This is a genomic window from Antrihabitans spumae (assembly GCF_043944905.1).
In the GTDB taxonomy this organism is placed as follows: Bacteria; Actinomycetota; Actinomycetes; order Mycobacteriales; family Mycobacteriaceae; genus Antrihabitans; species Antrihabitans spumae.
Genome location: NZ_JBIMSN010000062.1, coordinates 127,870 through 149,601, shown reverse-complemented (window position 1 = coordinate 149,601; position 21,732 = coordinate 127,870). Strand labels below are relative to the sequence as shown.

At 64.5% G+C, this 21,732-nt stretch carries 17 protein-coding genes; 7 read left to right on the top strand and 10 right to left on the bottom strand.

Annotation, left to right across the window (positions count from 1 at the left end):
• Positions 1–21 precede the first annotated feature (21 nt).
• Together ACHIRB_RS15970 and eccCa are read right to left on the bottom strand one after the other, a co-directional pair.
• Positions 22–1,407: a type VII secretion-associated protein gene (locus ACHIRB_RS15970; RefSeq protein WP_395112042.1), complete on the bottom strand. Its 1,386-nt coding sequence runs from the start codon at positions 1,405–1,407 to the stop codon at positions 22–24.
• On the bottom strand, positions 1,404–5,417 hold the full coding sequence (gene eccCa / locus ACHIRB_RS15965; RefSeq protein ID WP_395124135.1) for a type VII secretion protein EccCa: 4,014 nt from the start codon (positions 5,415–5,417) through the stop codon (positions 1,404–1,406). Before eccCa ends, ACHIRB_RS15970 begins: the two co-directional genes overlap by 4 nt.
• Positions 5,418–5,578: 161 nt before the next feature.
• Here eccCa and eccD point away from each other — a divergent pair, with 161 nt between their 5' ends.
• Positions 5,579–7,060, top strand: a complete 1,482-nt coding sequence (eccD, locus tag ACHIRB_RS15960; protein ID WP_395124136.1) for a type VII secretion integral membrane protein EccD — start codon at positions 5,579–5,581, stop codon at positions 7,058–7,060.
• Positions 7,057–8,463: a type VII secretion-associated serine protease mycosin gene (mycP, locus tag ACHIRB_RS15955; RefSeq protein WP_395124137.1), complete on the top strand. Its 1,407-nt coding sequence runs from the start codon at positions 7,057–7,059 to the stop codon at positions 8,461–8,463. Before eccD ends, mycP begins: the two co-directional genes overlap by 4 nt.
• Here mycP and eccB read toward each other — a convergent pair.
• A complete protein-coding gene (gene eccB, locus ACHIRB_RS15950; protein ID WP_395112047.1) occupies positions 8,412–9,872 on the bottom strand; it encodes a type VII secretion protein EccB in 1,461 nt (486 codons plus the stop codon). The genes mycP and eccB overlap by 52 nt on opposite strands.
• Before the next feature lie 132 nt (positions 9,873–10,004).
• Between eccB and eccE the strand changes: the two genes are divergently transcribed.
• A complete protein-coding gene (eccE, locus tag ACHIRB_RS15945) occupies positions 10,005–11,651 on the top strand; it encodes a type VII secretion protein EccE (RefSeq protein WP_395124138.1) in 1,647 nt (548 codons plus the stop codon).
• Here the strand turns inward: eccE and ACHIRB_RS15940 are convergent.
• From ACHIRB_RS15940 to ACHIRB_RS15925, 4 genes are all read right to left on the bottom strand, one after another.
• The gene (locus ACHIRB_RS15940) at positions 11,639–12,202 is read right to left on the bottom strand and encodes an NADPH-dependent FMN reductase (protein ID WP_395124139.1); all 564 of its coding nucleotides are present in this window, start codon (positions 12,200–12,202) and stop codon (positions 11,639–11,641) included. The two genes, eccE and ACHIRB_RS15940, sit on opposite strands and share 13 nt — an antisense overlap.
• On the bottom strand, positions 12,199–12,519 hold the full coding sequence (locus tag ACHIRB_RS15935; protein WP_395112051.1) for a putative quinol monooxygenase: 321 nt from the start codon (positions 12,517–12,519) through the stop codon (positions 12,199–12,201). The genes ACHIRB_RS15940 and ACHIRB_RS15935 overlap by 4 nt, the downstream gene beginning before the upstream one ends.
• Before the next feature lie 2 nt (positions 12,520–12,521).
• Positions 12,522–13,079: a hypothetical protein gene (locus tag ACHIRB_RS15930; protein ID WP_395112052.1), complete on the bottom strand. Its 558-nt coding sequence runs from the start codon at positions 13,077–13,079 to the stop codon at positions 12,522–12,524.
• Positions 13,080–13,172: 93 nt separating this feature from the next.
• The gene (locus tag ACHIRB_RS15925) at positions 13,173–14,063 is read right to left on the bottom strand and encodes a LysR family transcriptional regulator (RefSeq protein WP_395112053.1); all 891 of its coding nucleotides are present in this window, start codon (positions 14,061–14,063) and stop codon (positions 13,173–13,175) included.
• A gap of 133 nt (positions 14,064–14,196) precedes the next feature.
• Between ACHIRB_RS15925 and ACHIRB_RS15920 the strand changes: the two genes are divergently transcribed.
• The 3 genes from ACHIRB_RS15920 to ACHIRB_RS15910 all read left to right on the top strand — a co-directional run bounded on the left by ACHIRB_RS15920 (position 14,197) and on the right by ACHIRB_RS15910 (position 17,327).
• Positions 14,197–15,672, top strand: a complete 1,476-nt coding sequence (locus ACHIRB_RS15920; RefSeq protein WP_199703289.1) for a sodium:solute symporter family protein — start codon at positions 14,197–14,199, stop codon at positions 15,670–15,672.
• A 93-nt stretch (positions 15,673–15,765) separates the two neighbouring features.
• Positions 15,766–16,380 (top strand): TetR/AcrR family transcriptional regulator, encoded by a 615-nt coding sequence (locus ACHIRB_RS15915; RefSeq protein ID WP_395112054.1) that lies wholly within the window; start codon positions 15,766–15,768, stop codon positions 16,378–16,380.
• 11 nt (positions 16,381–16,391) lie between these two features.
• A complete protein-coding gene (locus ACHIRB_RS15910) occupies positions 16,392–17,327 on the top strand; it encodes a C-terminal binding protein (RefSeq protein ID WP_395124043.1) in 936 nt (311 codons plus the stop codon).
• A gap of 47 nt (positions 17,328–17,374) precedes the next feature.
• Here the strand turns inward: ACHIRB_RS15910 and ACHIRB_RS15905 are convergent, their stop codons facing one another.
• On the bottom strand, positions 17,375–18,139 hold the full coding sequence (locus ACHIRB_RS15905) for a class II aldolase/adducin family protein (RefSeq protein WP_395112057.1): 765 nt from the start codon (positions 18,137–18,139) through the stop codon (positions 17,375–17,377).
• 136 nt (positions 18,140–18,275) lie between these two features.
• Between ACHIRB_RS15905 and speB the strand changes: the two genes are divergently transcribed.
• The gene (gene speB / locus ACHIRB_RS15900) at positions 18,276–19,259 is read left to right on the top strand and encodes an agmatinase (RefSeq protein WP_395112059.1); all 984 of its coding nucleotides are present in this window, start codon (positions 18,276–18,278) and stop codon (positions 19,257–19,259) included.
• A gap of 69 nt (positions 19,260–19,328) precedes the next feature.
• Here speB and ACHIRB_RS15895 read toward each other — a convergent pair whose 3' ends face one another.
• Both ACHIRB_RS15895 and ACHIRB_RS15890 read right to left on the bottom strand, forming a co-directional pair.
• Entirely contained in the window at positions 19,329–20,210 is an 882-nt protein-coding gene (locus ACHIRB_RS15895) for a universal stress protein (RefSeq protein WP_395124044.1), read from the bottom strand.
• The gene (locus ACHIRB_RS15890; protein ID WP_395112062.1) at positions 20,207–21,652 is read right to left on the bottom strand and encodes an amino acid permease; all 1,446 of its coding nucleotides are present in this window, start codon (positions 21,650–21,652) and stop codon (positions 20,207–20,209) included. Before ACHIRB_RS15890 ends, ACHIRB_RS15895 begins: the two co-directional genes overlap by 4 nt.
• Between the last annotated feature and the right edge of the window lie 80 nt (positions 21,653–21,732).

The window sequence follows — 21,732 nt, the reverse complement described above, 5'->3', positions numbered from 1 at the left end:
GGCTCGTCAGGGCGATATTTGTCATGGTGATATCACGACGCTGCTGACAACTCGCTCGCAGTCACCCGACAGGGCATCCCACTCACCGAACAGCCCCTGACAGCCGACACCGACCTGCGTATCCCGATCCACCATCACGTGCCACCTGACTTGCGAACGTCCATCGGGGTTCTCGCGGAACGTGACACCGTGTCGCCCCGCGAACACGACGTCCGCCTCGATGCCCTCGTAATTTGCCCCGTTCGGGCTTTCGTCGACCTTTCGCCGCAGCACGTTCGCAATCCCCTCCAAGTCGAGGTCGGAGCGAATTACGTACTGAGTGACTGTGATTCGTCGCTCCGGGCCAGAAATCGGCACTAGCTCCAGGCGCGGCAGCTGGCCTGGCTGCTGAGGCTCGGATGAAGTGATCCGCCAGCCGTCGGGGATCGTCACACGGATCCTGCCGAGGGTGAGTTCGCCGACATCGGTATCCGTGGTCGGCGCGGCGCCCGGCTCCGCGGTGTCGAGGTGCCGGTCCTCTCGCGACGACGCGAACGCGACTCCTGCACCGACTGCGACCACCGCGACCAGCGCCGCAGCTGCCAACATTCGGACCCGTCGTGCCGTACGACGCGACCCCCTCGACGCCGCACGGTCTGCCGGCGCGGCAGCGAGCCAGTCGACGTTGCGAACGGGCTCGGGCCGCGCGATCTGCGGCTCGCTCACAATCGGGCGACCCACATGGCGAACGAGATCCCGCGCTGCCAAGAATTCGACAGGGGATCGACTGGACAACGCCTCGGTGAGGGCTTCGATATCCGTGGCAACCAGGTCGCCGACGATCACAAGAGCGTCCACCCGCCGCGATCCGATCACGGTGTCGACCACCTCGACCAGTTCGTCACGACGCTCGCTGCAGTCGGCGAGTCCGATGTCGGTGATCAGCTCGCAGGCAACGACGCGACCTTCGCCCGACGCCTGTCCAACACAGCTCGCCACGGTCGTCATGGCGCCGATCTCGAGCACGACGATGTTCGCGTCGGTGGCGCACTTCCCACGAACTGCTGCAGCTCGGGCGGCTGCGACCGCGATCGCAACGAACTCCGCCTCGTTCGCGAACGAACGCAACGCTGTCGCAAGCACGTTCAGACGAGCAGTTCCCCAGTTCGTCGGATAGGTCGCGACGACCAGCTCCGCTGGTGGTCGACAGCCGACCTCGCCGATCGCGTCACGCAGAATTCGTCCGAGTGACTCCGCGATCGGAACAGCGCGGTCGGGTGTGGCGCAGTAGCCGCTGTCGACGAACCAGGCCGGTGACATCTGCACCTGCGCTGCATCGTCCATCGCGACCGGTCCGTCCCACTCCTCCCGGCCGTACCGAACCCACACACGCGAGTCGGTCAGGTGGAGCGCGACGTGGGCGGTCACAGCGGCGGCATCCAAGTTGTCTGAATCAGTCCACTACCGGCACGGGTCACGAGAGTGCCGCGGCCGGGTGGCATCTCGCTCGGCCGAACGGCGCCGATCAGATTGCCTTCGTCGCGACTGCCACTCATCACCAGGCCGCCGGTCGACACGTCTCGCATCCGCGCGATCACCGGTTCGTACAGGGCACGGGCAGCCCCGCCGGACCGTCGCGCGATCACGAGATGGAAGCCGAGATCCTTTGCCAGCGGCAGATATTCGAGCAGAGGCGTCAACGGATTGCCCGACGATGTCGAGACCAGGTCGTAGTCGTCGATCACGACGTAGATCTCGGGTCCCGACCACCACGAGCGATCGCGGAGTTGCTGCTGATTGACATCCTGGGGCGGCATGCGACGCGCCAGGATGGCGGCGAGTTCGACCATCATCTGCGCCAGCGTCGACACCACCGGCGCATACCCACCGATATGGCTCGACTCGAAGGCTCCCAACATCGTTCGTCGGGTATCGCCGATGACGATCTTGACCTGCTCGGGGGTGTTGGATGCTATCAAACCCTCGCAGATACCCCGAAGCAACGCCGTCTTGCCGCACTCGATATCGCCGAAGATCATGAAGTGCGTCTGTTCGGCGAAGTTGACGAAGACCGGCGCAAGTTCGGCTTCGTCCAGGCCGATCGGTACCTGCAGGCATTTCGTCGCGGGGTCGTTGTACTCGGGCCAACCCGACGTCGCATGGACGAGTTCGGCTCTGGTGAGGCGATCGGGCAGCATCCGCACCGGCGGAGCGTGCCTGCTCGTCGTTGCCGCTGCGATGGCGGACACCGCGTCCGCGACACCGGTACGAAGATCGTTCGCGTCGCCGATGCCGTCCACTCGCGGAAGTGCGGTCAACAGATGCAACGAATCCCGCGTGATGCCACGGCCAGGTCGACCTTCGGGTACCAGGAGTCCGATCCGGCGGCCGAGTTCGGAGTCGGCGGGATCGCCGAGTCGCAACTCGATGCGCGTACCCAACTGGTCCTTCAACGCCGGCCTGACTTCGCCCCACCGCGCGGCGGAGAGCACCACGTGCACGCCGTAGGAGAGACCTTGCACGGCAAGGTTGGTGATCTGCTGCTCGAGCGGTTCGAAATCTTGGCGGATGCTGCCGTAGCCGTCGATGACGAGAAAGGCATCTCCGAACGGATCGTCGGCCACACCCGCAACGCCGGCGGCGTGAGCGGGTTCGGCGGCGCGCAGTCGACGGAACTCCGCCATCGACTCCACGCCGAGTTGCCGGAAGCGTTTTTCGCGCTGACGTACCAACGTCGACATCTCGGCAACGGTTCGACGCACCCTGTCCTCGTCGAGCCGGTTAGCCACCGAGCCGACGTGGGGCAAACCGTCCAGACCGGCCAGTGTGCCGCCGCCGAAATCGAGACAGTAGAACTGCACCTGTTCCGCGGAGTGTGTCATCGCCATCGACACGATCAACGACCGAAGCGCGGTCGATTTGCCCGACTGCGGACCGCCGACGATGGCCACATGCCCTTTGGCGCCGGACAGGTCGACGATCAGCGGATCGCGCCGCTGGTCGAACGGTCGGTCGATGAGTCCGATCGGGGTACGTAGCGTTGCCTGCCGCGGCGTCGGCTCGACCAGGACCGATCGCGGAATCAGCTGATCCAACGTCGCTGGCTCGTCGAGTGGCGGTAGCCAGATCTCGTGTGCGGGTGTACCCCTGCCGCGAACCCGGTCGACGACCGTCTGCAACACTGTCGGGCCGTCGCCGTCGTCGACGGGCTCTGCCTGCAGGACCGGTGCGACATTCGGTTCGACCTGCAGCGCGGCGACCGGAGCGGCGGTGAAAACCCTCGACTCGACGTCGACCGAGCCAGGCCCCTGCTCGGCGGATTCTCGTGTGCCACGCCCGACGTAGGTACCCGACACGTACGCACCCTGGAATCTCACGATCTCCGATGCGTCCGAACGCAGGTAACCCGCACCCGGATTCGCAGGCAGGTGATAGGCATCCGGGACACCGAGAACGGTACGGGATTCGTTGGCGGAGAACGTCTTCAAGCCGATGCGGTAGGAAAGGTGGCTGTCGAGTCCGCGGAGCTTGCCCTCGTCGAGACGTTGACTCGCAAGCAAGAGGTGCATGTGCAGCGACCGGCCGAGTCGCCCTATCGCGACGAACAGATCGGCAAACTCCGGCTGCTGGGAGAGCAATTCGGAGAACTCGTCGATCACGACGAACAAGGCAGGCAGCGGATCGAGATCAGCGCCTGCCGCGCGAGCCTTCTCGTAATCGGAAACGTTCGCGAAGTTACCCGCCGACCGCAGCAACTCTTGCCGCCTGTTCATCTCGCCCGCAAGCGCGTCCTTCATCCGATCGACGAGCGCGGATTCCTCTTCGAGGTTGGTGATCACGGCCGCGACATGCGGCGCGCTGTCGAGGCCAAGGAAGGTCGCGCCGCCCTTGAAGTCGACGAGAACCAGGTTCAGCTGGTCGGGTGAATGTGTGGCGATCAACCCGACGACCAACGTTCGCAGAAATTCCGACTTGCCGGAACCTGTTGCGCCGATGCACAACCCGTGCGGACCCATTCCGTTCTCGGCGGCCTCTTTGAGGTCGAGCTCGACCGCGGTGCCGTCGGCAGCGACACCGATCGGAACTCGCAACCGGTCTCGGCCGCTGCGGGTGCGCCACGCGTGATTCGGATTGAGCAGGCCGACGTCGCCGAGACCGAGGAGCTGGCTCCACGACGATATCGACTCACCCTCGTCCGTTGTGTCGGCCCGGCGCGACGGTGCGCGGTAGGGCGCAAGGCGCCTCGCGACGGTTTGAGCTTGCTGTGCGCTCAGATCATCGACGGCTGCGAACGGCTCGATCCCAGCTCCGCTGCGGGCTCCGATCGTGCCGCTCTCGACGACAAGTTGCAGCCCGCGCGTTGCGGCAAGCCGCGGTGCGTATGCACTGAGATCGATCACGGTGACCGAATCGACGCCGCCGTCGACGATGTGGTCGGTCTCGACGTCGGATTCGAGCAACCCGCCGTCGACCACGACGACGATCTGCGCGACCCCTGCCTGCGGCGGCGCACTGCGCGAGAACTTACTGCGCAGCACGAGTTGCGAGCCGATCGCAGCGTTCAGTTCGATGATCGAGCCGTAGACCATCCGCTGACTTCCGACACCGTCGACCGCATCGGGATGCTGCGAATGCGGCAGCCATTTCACCCATTCCCATTCGCGCGCGGTGTCGGGGCCGCACACAACCGCTACCTGCAGTTGATCCGGGCTGTGGAACGTACAGAGCTGGGCGAGCATGGACCGCACCAGCGCCCGAGCAGCGTCACGATCACCGTCGAGAGCGATGGAGGCGAACCCGCGGAGCGAGACGGCGGTAGGTAGGTCGGGAACAACTGAATGGGCTCGCACGAATCGGCGCAGCGAGACAGCGGCGACGGGCTCCAGCTCTTCGACGGGGCCGGTCTCGGGCGCAACAAGTCGAGTGGCGAGGCGCTGGCTGCCACGTCCGACGCGAGCGTGGCAGTAGTCGGCATCGGTCACCCGTCGCTCCCACATGCGCGACGAGCCCGCAAGAGTCCAGAGCAGATGCGGATCGGGATGACTCCAGGTGAGCGCGGTGCGTTGCGCGTCGCCGGTCTCGTAGACATCTCGTCGGAGCTGATCGAGGTAGCGCAGGTAATCCTTGCGATCCTCGTTGGCCTCCGCGGTCTTCGCTCCCCCACCGCGACCACCCTGACCTGCGAACATACCGAGCATCGAGAACAACATCATGACCGGAAACAGCAGGCTGTACGGGTTGGACCCGATGCCTCCCGAGGTGAAGAGCAACGCCATCATGCCGACCATTGCGACGACCATGACGACCGGAAGCAGCTTCATCATCAGGTTGCCCGGCGTGACGCGTGGGATTTCCGGTGGCGGCTGGAGGGCAACTTCACCGCCAGGAGCCCTCGGCACTTCACGCCGAGTCCTGCGTTGGAACCGCACCGTACTCATAGAGAACTCCCCCCGATTTCGATCACCCCCGTGCAGCATCCTCCGTAACAAGACCCCACACGAGTCCCTGTCACCGGTGAGGCTGCCGGGCTAATAGTAAAGGGCTGCTCCGACATGTCGTACAGTTCGTCGGAGCACACTCATGGCCAGGGGGGACCATCATGACTGCTGCGCGTATCAGCGAACCAGCACACGAGACCAGCTCGGCGCGGGTACGGGCGCCCGACCTGTGCCGACTGACGATCCTGGCGCGGCGTACCCAGGTCGACCTCGCAGTGCCTGCCGACGTCTCGTTGGCCCTGCTGATCCCCGGGATCGTCGACATGATCAGCACTCATGCCAACACCGGCGACGTCGATCCACCCGTCGCATCGGCGCAGGATGCCGACGGACCGCAGGAATGGGTGCTCGCGAAAGTCGGTCAACCGCCGCTGTCGTCCACGCTGAGCCTGAGCGAACACGGGATCCGAGACGGTGACCTGCTGTTGCTGGAGAGCCCGGCCGCCGCCGCTCCAACGCCGCTCTTCGACGACATCATGTACAACGTCGCGATGGTCGACGCCGACCGCTATAACCGATGGACCAACACGAGCGCACGACTGCTCGGATCGGTTCTCGCCGCCGTCGCGACAGTCGTCGGCTGTTTTGCGTTGCTGTGGTCCGGTGCGGGCGAAGAGGACGTGATCGGCGGTGTGTGTGCCCTTTTCGCCTCGCTGTTGCTGCTGATCGCAGGGACAGTGACTGCGCGGATCTACTTCGACGCGCAGAGCGCCCTGGTGTTGGCGGGGTGTTCGCTGCCGACCGCTTTCGCCGCCGGCGTGCTGTTCGTGCCCGGCGAAACGTCGTCGGCACACGTCTTGCTCGGCGCAACGCTGGTCGGCGCGATTGCGGTATTGGCACTTCGGGTGGGCGGCGTCGGCCTGACGCTGTTCACCGGCGTTGCCGTCGCGGCAGCCTTCGTTGCGCCCGCTGCGCTCGTTGCGCTCACGACCGATGCCTCGCTTCGCACGGTCGGCGCGGTCCTTGCCGCCGCGGCACTCATCGGATTGGCTTTTGCACCAAGGGTTTCCATGCTGCTGGCCAAGCTGCCGCTACCCAACGTTCCCGCGCCTGGCACCTCGGTCGATCCGGCCGAGGACGACCCTTCCGACGATCAGGCGCTGCCGACGTTCGCCGCGCTCACCGCGAAGACGGAGCGGGCTCGTCGTTATCTGTCAGGGCTGATCGGAGCGACGACGCTCGTCACGATCGGCGGTGCGCTCGCCGCGACCGACATTGCTGGCATCAGCGACATCTATTGGCAGGGAACGGCATTGGCACTCGTGTGCGCCGCGGTCCTGATGTTTCGGGGGCGCACCTACGCGAGCGCCGAGCAGGCCAGTGTCCTGATCGCAGGCGGCGCAGCGATTCTCGTCGCACTGCTCATCGACGCCGCCGTATCCGTCGACGCTCCGTTGGCGATCTTCGGCGCAGCGATGGCATTGGCCGTTGCCGCGCTTGTGCTCGGTATCCTGGCGCCGGCTCGTACGTTCTCGCCACCCGTGCGCCGATCCGTCGAACTACTCGAATACGCCTGTGTCGCTGCCGTTCTGCCGTTGGTCAGCTGGGTCGCCGGTCTTTTCGCGCTGTTGCGCGGAATATGAGCGGCGCGTGGCGACCGATCGCGGTCGCAGCGCTGCTCGCGCTCTCTGCGTCACTCGGCCAAGGCTCTGCCGCCGCCGACCGACCGCCTCCGATCGACCCCGGCAGGTTGCCGTCCGGAGCGACGCCGGCCCCGTTCGAGAAGACCGAGCAGAAGTTGCGCTGCGCTGAAACCGCACCAGACGGCGACGGGCCGACCGTTCCCGTCGGCCAGCGTGATCTCGACTTCACCTCCGCGTGGCAATTCACCAGGGGTGCAGGTCAACTGGTTGCGGTCATCGATACCGGTGTCGCACGTCATCCGCGCCTGCCCGGCCTCGTTCCTGGCGGCGACTACGTGGGAACGACGGACGGCACCGACGACTGCGACGTGCACGGCACCGTCGTCGCAGGAATCATCGCCGCGACCGCCGTCGACGGTCAGGGCTTCGTCGGTGTCGCGCCCGAGGCAACGATTCTGTCGATTCGGCAGTCCAGCAGGGCGTTTCAAGTTGCCGGCCGAGCCGAACAGCAACGCGAAGGCCAGACCGCCGACGGATACGGCGACATCCGCACTCTTGCCGCGGCCGTGGTTCGCGCGGCGGACATGGGCGCGCGAGTGATCAATATTTCCGAAGTAGCCTGCGCAACCGGCAGTTTGGACGATCGTGTACTTGGTGCCGCGGTGGAATACGCCGCTGTGGCCAAGGACGTCGTCATCGTCGCTGCAGCGGGCAACACCGACGAGAACTGCGCGAGCAATCCCGGCCTCGATCCGCTCCGCCCGACAGCGGACCCGTGGGACCAGGTCGCCACGATCGTGTCGCCGGCCTGGTACGACGACTACGTCATTGCCGTCGGATCGGTCGACTCGAACGGCGCGCCATCGCAATTCACGGTTGCCGGGCCGTGGCTCGACGTCGCAGCACCCGGCGAGAGCATCACGTCCCTCGACCCGCGACGTTCCGGCCTGACAACCGGCACGATCGACGACAAAGGCCGCCAAGGTGTGTTGCGCGGGACCAGCTTTGCCGTTCCGTACGTGAGCGGAACAGCTGCTCTCGTCAGGGCGAGATTTCCACAACTGTCTGCACGGCAGGTGATCGATCGACTGAAGAAAACCGCGCACGCGCCTGCGGAAGGGTGGAATCCCCTGGTCGGGTTCGGCGTCATCGATCCCTACGCGGCCGTCACCGCCGACGTCGGAACGAACACCGCTGCCCGTCCGACCATGGCGGCGAAGGCTTTGCCGCTACCGGCTGCCGCAGCACCTCGCGACGATCGTCCACGCAATATCGCGCTGATCGGCGCTGCGGCAATCGGTGGTGTGCTCGCGCTCGCGATCCTCGCGTCGTTCCCGATTCGTAGGCGACTTCACCTGTCCGACACCAACGCTGGTGCCGGATCCGGAGCAACACCGTCGTGAGCAAGCAACGCTTCCTCCCTGCCTAGCGCAGGTCCCGGCGCCAGCAGTGCCACGATCGGCCACGGGGCAGACTCCGGACGAGTGAAGCCGAGCGCCTTGGCCGCATCGTCGTCGACGATGCCGTATCGAACGCCGGTGTCAGCGACGTAGAACTTGCTGTCCCTACGTTGGCTGTCCGCAGCGATACCCGTCGTCTGGACGAACGCCCCTGCGCCGGGTCTGACGTAGACAGCATCAGCCTTGTCGCCCGACCCATCGGCTTGAGCGAGGTCGACGAGCCTGGCGTCGTCGGACATCGGTAGTCCGCGACCGGTCAGCACAGTGATCTCCGCGGCCGATGCCTCGTCTTCGGAGCTTGTGATCGGTTGCCACGACAAACAGGTGACGGGTGTTTCTCCGATGTCGGCGATGCCGCGGGCAGCGTCCGGGTAGCTTGCGACGTCGAGGCTTGCGACCTGCGGCGCAGCTGTGATCTTGTCGGGTGCGATCTTCTCGATATCGGCCATGCCCTGTGAATCCGTATAGCGGATAAGGTCTTTCGTCGCCGACCCGATGGCCTGCAGACCGTCGCGCAGGACGACGTAGTACTGATTGCCCTCGCTGCGCGCGGACTGGACGACGGCGCCGACCTTGGCTACCGGGAAAGGATAGTTCGGCACACCGCCCGCGCCCTCGATTGTCGGCGGCGCAATCTCGTCGACCTCGGGTATCGCGTTGAGCAAACCCGGGCTGACCGGTCTCGGGGTCGCACCATCCAGTGCGAGTGCTGCGACGACGGCACGATCGGCCGGATCGATCCGGGCGCGCTTGCCGTCGTAGACCAGATAGGTGACGTTTCCGGCTCGCAGCAGGAGCGCGTCTCCAGGTGCGAGGTCAGCGCTCCTATCGCCCAACTCGGGGTCGCCGATCAGCACCGATGTCGTGATCGAACTCGACCCGTCCGATGCGATCGAATCGCATACGGTCCAGGCCCGGCCATCGGCATCGGAATCGAAAGGAAGCGCCGACGGTGCGCCGGGGATGCCCACCAGCGGGCCACGTGGCTTCTTGCCGAGCTCTGCTTCCTTCACGATTGCGGGCTTGGCCGATTCGCCGGAGATCAACCGCGCGGACGCGAGATTGAGAACGGGATGCACGGTGTCGCCGATGACGACGAACATCGCTCCGGAATCCTTGCCGACGACGATCTTGTTGTCGGCAATCTTGTCCTGCGGTCGGATCAGCGCAAGCACTAGACACGCAGCGAGACCGATCGTCGTCACGATTCCACCCACGACCATTGCCCTCGTTTGCGAGCGCATCGGGTCTCCGAGCATGCGTACATCACGGCGGACGAGCGCATGCTCCATCCGCCGAACCAAAAATCTATAGCCGCTGACCTGCAGACGCGTAGTCGGCTGTGCCGGCATCTTTCCTCCCCCGAGCCGTCCCCACCTTCGCGTGACACAGTACAGTTTCGCCAAAGCATGTTCGCAGCGTTGTGCCGACGGCGCCGTATCCATACCGGCCGTCAGCACCGATACGAACTCCTCGGGGGAGCAATGTTGGATCTATCGGGGGCCGTACCAGGTCCATTTCTCGGCAAGGTCGCACTCGGCGATCTTCTCGTCGCACAGGGTGTCGGCCTGATCGTCGGCGTGCTCACGGTGCCGTTCGGAACGCCGATTCTGTATGCGATCGCAGTGGCGGTCGGGGTAGCGGCGGTACTGCTCGTTCGCGTCGCGGGCCGCTCGTTGGTGCAGTGGGCGTCGACACTGGTGCGGCGGATGGTCGGCGCCGACTATGCGATCGGCCGGACCGTCGACTTTCGAGCTCCGTCCGGACGATCACTGGGGCTCTACTGGGACGGCACGAAGGTTGTCGCCGTCGTTGCGGTCCTCCCGCAGCGCGGTGGACTGACGACGATCACTAAGGACGCCTTCGTCTCGACCCATCGGCTTCCCATTTCCGAACTGGCCCAATGCCTCTCGCAGCACGACATCACCCTCGACGGTATCGACGTGATCAGCCACGGCCACCGCACCAGATCGGGAACACCGGCGGGCGGGGTGTACGAACAGCTGATCGGGCCGCTACCCGCCGTCGCCGTTCGCAATGTGTGGTTGGCGGTCAGGCTCGACGCGGAGAAGAGCGCAGACGCTGTCGCACGACGCGGCGGGGGAACCGAAGGCGCATCACGCGCAGTGACAACGGCGACGCAGCGAATCGTTCGCGCACTCGACGACGCAGGCTGCCGGTCACGCATCCTCACCGCTCCGGAGATTCGGGAAGCGGTGCTGAAGGTGACGGCGGGAGCTGATCCGGCGGCCTTGCGAGACAGCTGGAAGTTCGCGCGTGTGGGATCGGACGTCAACATCGGTTCTGCGATCGATCCGAACCGGCTCGGCTCCGACCTGCTGGCAAAGCTGTGGGTCACTCCGTCGCGAGGCACCACGGTCGCCGTCCGGCTACGGCCCGGCTCCGCCCCTGGGACTGTTGCGGTCGGCGCGGGGTGGCGACTGACCTCGCGCGAACTCGGAGACCAGGTCAGGTTCCGCGGCTCGGTGTCGATGAACGGCCGCCATCGCGAGGGTCTGCTGTCGCATCTGCCGATCGCCGTCTCCGGACTCGACGATGCCATCGACGTTGCGGAGTTCCCTGTCGAGGACGTCGACAGGCTGCATCTTCCGTCGTCGGGATGTGGGCAGCTCATCGGGTCGGACAGTCAGGGTCAGGGCGTCGCGACGCGGGTGGTCGGTTCCGGTATCTCGACTGTGCACGTAGCCGGAGAGTTGTATTTGGCGCAGCAGCTGGTGTTCCGCGCACTTGCGGTCGGGGCGAGTGTGCTCGTCCGCACGGATCGACCCCATGCGTGGGAGAACCTGGTCGGGGCGATTGCCAACCCCGATCGGCTGTCGATCGCGGGCGAACCGAATCACTCCAACGCCGGATTCACGGCGACCGTCGTGGACGGCGACGTCGCGCCCGCTCCACACGCAGGCGTGACAACGATCTACCTAGCCGATCGCCGTCGTGGACTGCCGGACAACGATGCCGACGTCCTCATCGTTCAGCCAGGGAGCAGCGGTTCGGTGGTTGTACTCGAGACCGGCAGCACAAGTGTCGAACTGTCGCTGGTGTCGATCGCCCGCGAGACCGCATTCATCGGCAGGCCGCGGTCGACGCATTTCGCGGATCAGCCCGGGTAGGGCTCCACCGTTCGAGCGGCACGCAACATCGTTGCCCACCAAGCCAATTGCGCGAGCAACCGGGCAGCTGCGTCGAATGCGGCATCGATAAGTTCTCCGTCGGCATCGAAGGCCTTGCGAACCTGGTGCAGGCTGACGGTCTCGCGGATCGACACCATATGCAATTCGGCAACAACGAGGCGGAGTTGCTCGGTCGCGCGCAGACCGCCGGACATTCCGCCGTAGGACACGAAACCGACCGGCTTGGCTCGCCATTCGAATTTCGCGTTGTCGAACGCGGTCTTCAACGCACCCGGGTAGCCGTGGTTGTACTCGGGTGTGACGACGACGAAAGCGTCGGCGGCGTCGAGGCGCCCTCGAAATGCTTCGACATGCGCGTCCACGACAAGGTTGTCTGGGAGTTCGGCTGTGGCGAGATCGAGCACTCCCACATCGAATTCGGTTGCCTCGCTTGCCTGTCGCAGAAACCACTCGGCGACCTTCGGGCCTTTCCGTCCTGCTCTGACGCTGCCGATGATGACTTCGAGTCGAAGCCTGCCGGGACCGGTCACACCGACATCTCGCCCATCTCGGACCATCCCGATGCATCGATCGTCTGGCTGATGATCTTCGGCGTCGACTCGAGCGCGGGCGGGAGTTGCGTCATCGCCGCCGCGAAATGTGCGCTCTGCACGTGTGCACCACCGGCGTCACCGTCGACGAATGCTTCGACGAGGACGAATTCGGTTGGGTCGTCGACACTTTGCGACCACTCGAACCACAGGTTGCCCCGCTCGGACCGCGTTGCGGCTGTGAATTCGGCGACCAGGTCGAGCCAACGATCTGCCCAATCCGGCTTCGTCTTGAACTTCACGACGATGAAGATCATCGTTATCCCCTCTGGTTCAACACAACTCGGGTTCTCGGCTTGCGTCGGAGCCCGCACCGGAGCGTTCGGACGATCCCGGGACTTCGCCGACTACCCGATGGTTCCATACCGCGAGACGGTTCGGCCATCGCCTGTGGAGAATCGCACCAGTCGAGCAGAACCGAGGCAGCGCGCGACATCCGAACGAGTTCGCTGACGGGTCCGCCGAGTTGCAGATCCCGATCGACCTGCGACGCGGTGAGGTGGCCACCGAGGTCCGGCACGTCGCCTGCACAGACCAGGATTTCGGCTGGACTGGAGCTGTGGCTGCCGACGAGGAGCAGCGTCTCGTCCTCGACCACACGGATCGGAACATCGTGTGTGCCTGCAACTCGGCCTACGAAGAGCGCGGTGTAGTCCAGATCGTCGGTCGGGTCGACGCGCGTGATCAGGCGGGCGTCGCGGTCCCCGAGCATCATCCGCACGTCGAGCACGCACCGGTCGGGTACTGCGGCATCCAACGGTGCAAGCACTACTCGCCGCGCGGTCCAACTGAATAACGCGTCGTCCTGTTCATCCATCGGCTCGTTCCTTCGCATTTGCGACCAGTTAGCTGACCGGGCGCATCTGGGGTTCGGAGCGAGCGGTGATCTTGGATGGCTACAGCACTGGAACTATCCCTCGACACTCGTTCGGACGAGCTCCCGAAACGTCAGGACCAGCGGTTCCCGCGCGCGGCCGCGTCGGTAGATAAGCGAGAAGGGCGCTTGGTAGCCGAACGACGCAGGCAACAGTGGGCGCAGGCGATCGCGGTCGACCCAGTAGTTCGCGTAGTGCTCGGGGAGGTAGCCGATATAGCCGCCCGACAGCACGAGCATCAGCTGCGCTTCCATGTTCTCGACCGTCGCCGACCGTTGTGTGAAGCCCTGGCGGGCAAGTTCGGCCTCGCTCCAATAGCCGCGCGTCACCATTCGTTGCTGGGTGATCACGTCCGGCGGGATGCGTTTGTTGTCGAAGAGCGGATGCATGTCGCTGCAGTAGAGCCAGTGTTGTTCACGATGCAGCGCATGCGACAGCAGCCCGTTCATGGGCGATGCGAAAGCGCCGATAGCGACGTCGATGCGGTCGTCGAGCACGCCGACCTGCAGTTCGTGGGGCGCCTGGATCTTCAGGTCGAGGTAGACGCCGGGATGCTCTCTGCTGAATTCGCCGATGACGTCGGCGAGCGGCAGCGTCGAGTCGGTGACGGTCGAATCGAGCACGCCGATGGTCAAGGTGCCGCGGAGCTCGCCCTGCAGCGCCGTTCCATACCGAGCGAAACCTTCGAGTTCGCCGAGAATGCGCAAGCATTCCGCGTGGTAGAGCTCGCCTTTGCTGGTCAGGCTGAACCCGCTTCGCCCTCGATGACAGAGCACGATGCCGAGCTGACGTTCGAGCTGGCTCATGTATGTGCTGATCGCGGATGCCGAGAGGCCGAGCTCCTGCTGCGCGGGCGCGAAGCCCTGATGCCGCACCACACCGTCGAAGATCTGCAGCAGTTTGAGATCGGGCAGCGAGTTGCGCATGGCGTTCCCGTCGGCAGGGTTCGAGGGCGATACATCAGAAAAATCTGATGTGATTATTTATATCACGTGATTTAAAACACGGCAATCTCGTCCTATGGTTCCAGTCTCAGCAACGATCTACCGAAGGACCACCATGGACATCTCGATCATCCTGATCTACCTAGCCGCAATGCTGATCTTCGGCTGGTGGGGCAAACGCAGAGCCAGCAACTCGAGCGAGTACCTCGTCGCGGGCCGGCGCCTCGGTGGCGTCCTCTACACATCCACCATGGCCGCAGTCGTCATCGGCGGAGCGTCCACGGTCGGCGGCGTCGGACTCGGTTACAAGTACGGAATCTCGGGCATGTGGCTCGTCGTCGCGATCGCATCGGGTGTACTGCTACTGAGTGTGCTGTTCGCGTCACGCATCCAGCGCCTCAAGGTCTACACCGTCTCGGGAATGCTGAAGCTGCGCTACGGCATCGACGCCACCGGCGCGTCCGGCATCGTCATGATGGCCTACACGCTGATGCTCACCGTCACGTCGACCATTGCGTACGCGACCATCTTCAACGTCCTCTTCGGTTTCGACCGCACACTGTCGGTCATCCTCGGCGGACTGATCGTCGTCGCATATTCGGCGATGGGCGGCATGTGGTCGATCACGCTCACCGACGTCGTCCAGTTCGTCATCAAGACCATCGGCATCTTCTTCCTGTTGCTCCCCTTCACCTGGTCCAAGGCAGGCGGCTACGACGGCATCAAGGAGCGCGTCGGTGATTCCGCGTTCAGCCTCGGCACCATCGGCACCGGAACGATCATCACCTTCTTCGTCGTCTACACCCTCGGCCTGCTCATCGGACAGGACATCTGGCAGCGCGTCTTCACAGCCAAGTCCCCCGAGGTCGCCCGGTGGGGTGGCGTCGCAGCCGGTGTCTACTGCCTGCTCTACGGCGTCGCAGGCGCACTGATCGGCCTCGCGGCATCGGCATTGATCCCGAACATCGGATCCAGTGACGACGTCTACGCCGACGTCGCCCTGCACGTACTGCCCATCGGCCTCAGCGGAGTCGTCCTCGCCGCCGCAGTCGCCGCCATGATGTCCACCGCATCCGGCGCCCTGATCGCAACGGCAACCGTTGCGCGCCAAGATGTTCTGCCCCTGCTTGCCAAGATGTTCGGTCGCACCCGTCCCGAACTCGACACAAGCGACCCCGAAGCCGATGTGCGTGGCAACCGCCTCTACGTGATCGCGATCGGACTCGTCAGCATCGTCCTCGCCGCGCTGATCAACGACATCGTCTCCGCACTCACCATCGCCTACGACATCCTCGTCGGCGGATTGCTGGTACCGATCCTCGGCGGCCTGCTCTGGAAGCGCGCAACCGGCGCGGGCGCGATGGCCGCAATGGCGGTCGGCACGATCGGGACACTGGTCACGATGTGGGTCGTCGGCGATGTGCTTGCCAACGAACCGGTGTACGTCGGCCTGATCAGCGCAGCGATCGTGTTCGTCGCGGTCAGCCTCTTGACCAAGCCCACCCCGGCACATGTGATGGCGATCTGGATCGCCCGCTCCTCGGGCAAAGCGGAGTCAGAGCCGGAACGTGAGCTCTCCCCGATAGCCTGAGGTCCTACGGCCTCGTGAGTCCTTTCGGAGGGCCTGACCTCCGAAAGGACTCACGAGCGGCGTAGCCGCCTAGACCAAAAGTGGAGGTAGACCGTGCCGAAGATCGTCGACCACGACGAGCGCAGACTGGCACTCGCCGATGCCGTCCTGGCGCTCATCGCCCGGGACGGCATCGGTGCTGTAACAACCCGCGCCGTTGCCGAGGAAAGCGGTTGGTCGACCGGAGTCTTGAACCACTACTTCAACTCTCGGCACGATCTGCTGCTCGCGGCACTGCGTCGCGCTGCCGACACCCAGGGCGAGCTCTACCGTTCGATACTCGACGCACCCGACGTCGAGGCGATCGAAAAGCTGCGCAGAATCACCGCCAGCGTGCTGCCGCTCGACAAGCGCAGGCTCGCGATGACGCGGGTGTTCCTGTTCTTCTACGCCGAAGGTGCAGCCGCAGAGTCTGCACGCACCGAAATCGCAGGATTTATGACGCGATGGCGTGCCGTCGTCGGCGAAACGGTACGCGCTGCTCAGGCAGAGGGCGCACTGACCGACGACGTCGACGCAGACACCGTCACCATCCAACTCGTAGCTCTCACAGACGGTTTGGCGATGCAATCGATCCTGGACCCGGTCGCGATGAGGGCGATCGGAGCCAAGGACGCGGTCGCCCGCATCGTCGACACCGCGTTGCAGCGTGCTACCGTCCCAACCTGATCGGATCTTCCATGCGTCAGAGCGTCGTTGTTCTCGACAGCTTCATACCGGTCGCCGACCTGTCCGCGGCACTCGAGGTCGGCGGACTTGACGTCGAGGTTGTCGCCGCGACCGAAATCCCCTCCGGCGCAGGCATCGTTGCGTTGCTGGTCGGTCCGGAGACGGTCGGACTCGACGATCGGCACCTCGCAGCCCTACCTGACCTTCGTCTGCTCGCAGCGACCTCGGCGGGTTACGACCATCTACCGGTCGACGCTGCCGTCGGGCGCGGGATTCGCGTGACGCGCGCGGTCGACTACTGCACCGATGAGGTCGCCGACCATGCCCTCGCGCTCTCGGTTGGCTTGTTGCGCTCGACGGCGAGGTTGGATGCGGCTGTCCACGCCGGAGAATGGGATGTCGTGGCATCGCCGCCACGACGAATCGCGGGAACTGTGTTGGGACTGTTCGGGTTCGGGCTCATCGGCCACGCGTTTGCACTTCGTGCGCACGCGCTCGGGATGACGGTCCTTGCGAGCGGACGATCGCTGGCCGGCCGAGTGCCCGAGTGGGTGGAGGTCGTCGAATGGGACGAACTGCTACAGCGCTCCGACGTCCTGAGCCTGCACGTTCCGCTGACGGACGACACGGCCGGAATCGTCGATGCAGCGGCGCTGCGACGGATGCGCCGCGGTTCGTATTTGATCAACGTGTCGCGAGGTGGACTGGTCGATCACGACGCACTCGGCGCTGCTCTTCGTCACGGCCGATTGGCTGGAGCCGCAATCGATGTGCTGCCGACCGAGCCGCCGGACCAAGAGGATCCCATCCTGGCGATCCCCAACCTCGTCATCACCCCACACGCGGCGTGGTACTCCCCCGACGTAGCGTCGCGCCTGGCCCGTCAATCGGCGGACAACTTGCTCGCCGTACTAGAGGGACGTACCCCTAAAGGCGTTGTGGGCTAACAGAAAACGTGTGATTCCTCCCGGAATCCGGAGGAATCACAGAGTTTCTAGTCCTTGTAATCGGGCTGCGTGCGATCGAGCAGCCGCAGCAACGCGGCCCATGCCATGTCGTAGGCGTGATCGTCGGTGAAGTCGTCGGTCACCTCACCTGCGAACTGCTTGGCGGTGTACTCGGCGATCTCGTGGCTCGGCACCCGCAGTTCACCGCCGGCCTGTGCGGCGATCTGGATGTCGCATGCCTTCTCCAGGTAGAACATCCGAAGGAACGCCTCCGACGGTGTTGTACCGAGCGTCAGCATGCCGTGGTTGCGCAGGATCAGAGCCGGGTGGGCGCCGAGGTCCGCGACGAGGCGTTCCCGCTCGGCGGTGTTGAGTGCGATTCCTTCGTAGTCGTGGTAGGCGACACGGTTGTAGAACTCCATCGAAATCTGGTTCAGCGGAAGCAAACCCGCTTCCTGCGCAGCAACAGCACAGCCAGCTTTCGTGTGGGTGTGCAACACGCAGTGGGCGTCTTCGCGTGCCTCGTGGATGGCGCCGTGAATGACGAATCCCGCTGGGTTGACGCGATATTCGGACGGCTCGACAAGTTCACCGTCGAGACCGATCTTGACGAGGTTGGACGCCGTGATCTCTTCGAACAGCAGCCCGTACGGGTTGATCAGGAAGTGATGCTCCGGCCCTGGGATCCGTACCGACACATGGGTGAAGATGAGGTCGGTCATCTTGAAGTGCGCGAGCAGCCGGTAGACCGCCGCTAGTTCGCGTCGAAGCTCCGCCTCGGTCTTCACGGTTTCGAGCGTCGATGCGGTCATGTGCGGATCTCCTTGCGTGCGTTGTAACTGAGCTGGAAAGCTTTTCGTCTTTAAATATATCAACTGATTTAAATACATGCTAGTGTCTTGTGTAAGAGATTTCACACTGTCGAGTGGCAAGAAGGCGGAAGCAAGCATGACCAACAGCCGTGCATCGTACGAGGTTCCGAGGATCACCGAAGGCGGCCGCGTAGGCCCCGTCGACTCGTCGTTGGTACCCCGATTCTGCGGTCCCGCGACGTTCGCCAGGCTGCCAACACTCGCCGAGATCGACAAGACCGACGTCGCGGTCCTCGGCGTCCCGTTCGACAGTGGTGTGTCCTACCGCCCGGGCGCACGGTTCGGTCCGTCGGCTATTCGTGAGGCCAGTCGCCTACTGCGGCCATACAACCCGGCCGTCGACGTGTCGCCGTTCGCTGCCCTTCAGGTCGCCGACGCCGGCGACGTCGCGCTCAACCCGTTCAACATCAACGAGGCCATCGAGACCCTCGAAGGTGCGTCCGGAGTATTCGCCAAGGACAACACGAAGCTCGTCTGCATCGGCGGCGATCACACCATCGCACTGCCACTGCTGCGGTCTGTCGCGTCGGTCCACGGACCGGTTGCGTTGCTGCACTTCGACGCTCACCTCGACACCTGGGACACCTACTTCGGCGCCGAGTACACCCACGGCACACCGTTCCGTCGCGCTGTCGAAGAGGGCATCGTCGACACGGAAGCACTCGCGCACGTCGGCACCCGCGGACCGCTGTACGGCAAGAAGGACCTCGAGGACGACCGCAGGTTCGGGTTCGGCATCTACACCTCGGCCGATGTGTTCCGTCGCGGCGTCGACGAGATCGTCGACGCATTGCGCGACCGCATCGGCAACCGACCGCTGTACGTCTCGATCGACATCGACGTACTCGACCCCGCACACGCGCCCGGCACGGGAACTCCCGAGGCCGGCGGCATGACGAGCCGTGAACTCCTCGAAATCCTGCGCGGTCTGCGGAAGCTGAACCTAGTCGGCGCCGACGTCGTCGAGGTCGCGCCGGCCTACGATCACGCCGAAATCACCAGCGTCGCAGCATCACATCTCGCCTACGAGTTCATTTCCTGGTACGCCGGAAACGCCTAGGCAGCAAGCTGCTCGTGAGTCCTTTCGGAGGGCCCAACCTCCGAAAGGACTCACGAGGCGCGAAGCGCCCTATCGCGGGACTACGACCACCGGCACCGGCGAATGCCGCACTATCTTCGCTGCCCGCGAGCCGAGGAACACCAGCTTGATCGGGCCCGACTTGCTTGACCCGATCGTCAGCACATCGCCGTCGACCCAGTCCACGTCGTCGAGCGCTTCTGCCCAGGTTCTGCCATGTCCCACAACGGATTCTGCCGTGTCGGGAACCTCCGGCAGCGCAGCTACCCTGCGCAGCGCCGCATCGGAGTCACGTTGCACCGCCTCTGCCCATTCCGAGACGACGGGCGAGTCTCCCTCGGACCCGAGACTCGTCGAGTACGGCGTCGGGCCACGCACAGCGAACGCCGCGAGACGCAACGTCGCACCGACCCGCGCCGCAACTGCTGCCGCGGCCAACACCATCTCGTCCTGATCGGGCGAACCGTTGTATGCCGCCGTCACCCGCTCGACTTTCGCCGCGCCGCGGACTCGAAATCCTCGTGGCGCCAACGCAACCGGCACGTGTGAGCTGTAGAGCAGCCGTGACGTGACGCTGCCGAGCGCGACGTGTCCGAACACGCCCGCCGACGACGAACCGAGCACGATCATGGACGCGGACCGCTCTTGCGACAGCTCGAGCAGGCCGGACGATGTCGAACGTGCGTCGTGCACAACGTATTCGGCTTCGATATCGGCAGGCATGATCTTTCGCGCAGCGTCCAGCGCGGCACTCGCCTCGCCGTGCGCGTAGCGCCGATACTCCTCGTCGACACGCGCAGCACTCGGCAGCGGCGCCGCGGGAGTCACCGAGCAGACAACGACATCCTCACCGGCCGACCGCGCGAGCATGGCGGCCAGATGAATGATGGCTTTGCTTTTGCCATCCGGTGAGTAGCCGACGATCAGCGTCATAGCTCGTCCTTCGCGTTCGTCCCTGCGGCATCCGCCTTCTCTAGGTAGGAGTGCGACCTGCCGTACGCGAGATACCAGCCGAGCGCGATCGCCACCCAGACGAGGAACACGTAGACGGTCACGGGCCGAAGATCTTTGATGATCCAGATGCAACCGATGATCGACAAGATCGGCGTCACCGGATAGCCGGGCACCTTGAAGCTTCGTTTCAGGTCGGGCGCAATACGCCGCAGCACCATCACGCCGATCGACACCACGAGGAACGCAACGAGAGTGCCGATGCTCGTCATCTCGGCAAGGAAGTTGATCGGGATGAAACCTGCGAGCACGCTGATCACGGCACACACGATGATCGTGTTGGGAATCGGCGTCAACGTGCGCGGATTGACCTTGTGGAACACCTTCGGGATCATCCCGTCGCGCGACATGGCGAACAGGATGCGGGTCTGACCGTAGATCACGACGAGGGTGACGCTGAAGATCGAGACGACGGCACCGGCGGCCAAGACTGTTCCCGGCCACGACGAGCCCGTCACGTTTTCGAGTATCGCGGCGAGTCCCGCTTCCTGGTCCTGGAACTGATCTGCAGGCTGCGCGCCGATTGCGACGGCGACCACCGCGATATAAACGCCGGTGACGGCGACGAGCGAGATCAGGATTGCCAACGGCAGGTTGCGGCGCGGATTCTTTACTTCTTCACCGGCTGTGGAGACGGCGTCGAGACCGATGTAGGAGAAGAAGATGATGCCGGCGGCCGACATGATGCCGCTGAATCCGAACGGAGCGAAGTCGGCGAAGTGGTCGGTGTTCCAGCCTGCGATGCCGACGACGACGAACAGAGCGAGGATGCCGAGCTTGATGCCGACCATGATCGCGTTGATCTTGGCCGACTCGCTGGCACCTCGGACGAGCAGGACACCGCAGAGGCAGACGAGAACGACGGCGGGGAGATTGATGATGCCGCCCTGCTCCGGCGCCTGCGACAGTGCGTCTGGAATACGGACGCTGAACAGATTGTCGAGCAGCTGGTTGAGGTACTGCGACCAACCGACCGAAACGGCTGCCGCCGAGACGCCGTACTCCAGCAACAAGCACGCCCCGACCGCGACTGCGGGCATCTCGCCGAGCGTCGCGTAGGTGTAGGAATACGACGAGCCCGAGACGGGGACCGCGCCGGCGAGTTCGGCGTAACAGATGGCAGTGAGGCCTGCCACGATGCCTGCCACGACGAACGAGATCAGCGTCGCGGGTCCGGCGACGGGAACTGCCTGCGACAGGATGATGAAGATGCCGGTGCCGATGGTGGCACCGATACCGAACATCGAAAGCTGTGCGAGTCCGATTGTTCTGGCGAGTTCGCCCTTGCCTGTATCTGCACCGGTCTCGTCCTGTATCAGTCGGACCGGCTTGCGGCGCCGTGCTTGTTGTAATAGCGACGACATCGCCGTACTCCTCGGAATTTGCCCTGATGAAACCTAAGTGTCCTAAGGATGCACGCTTGTGTCCCTCGACACAATGGGCA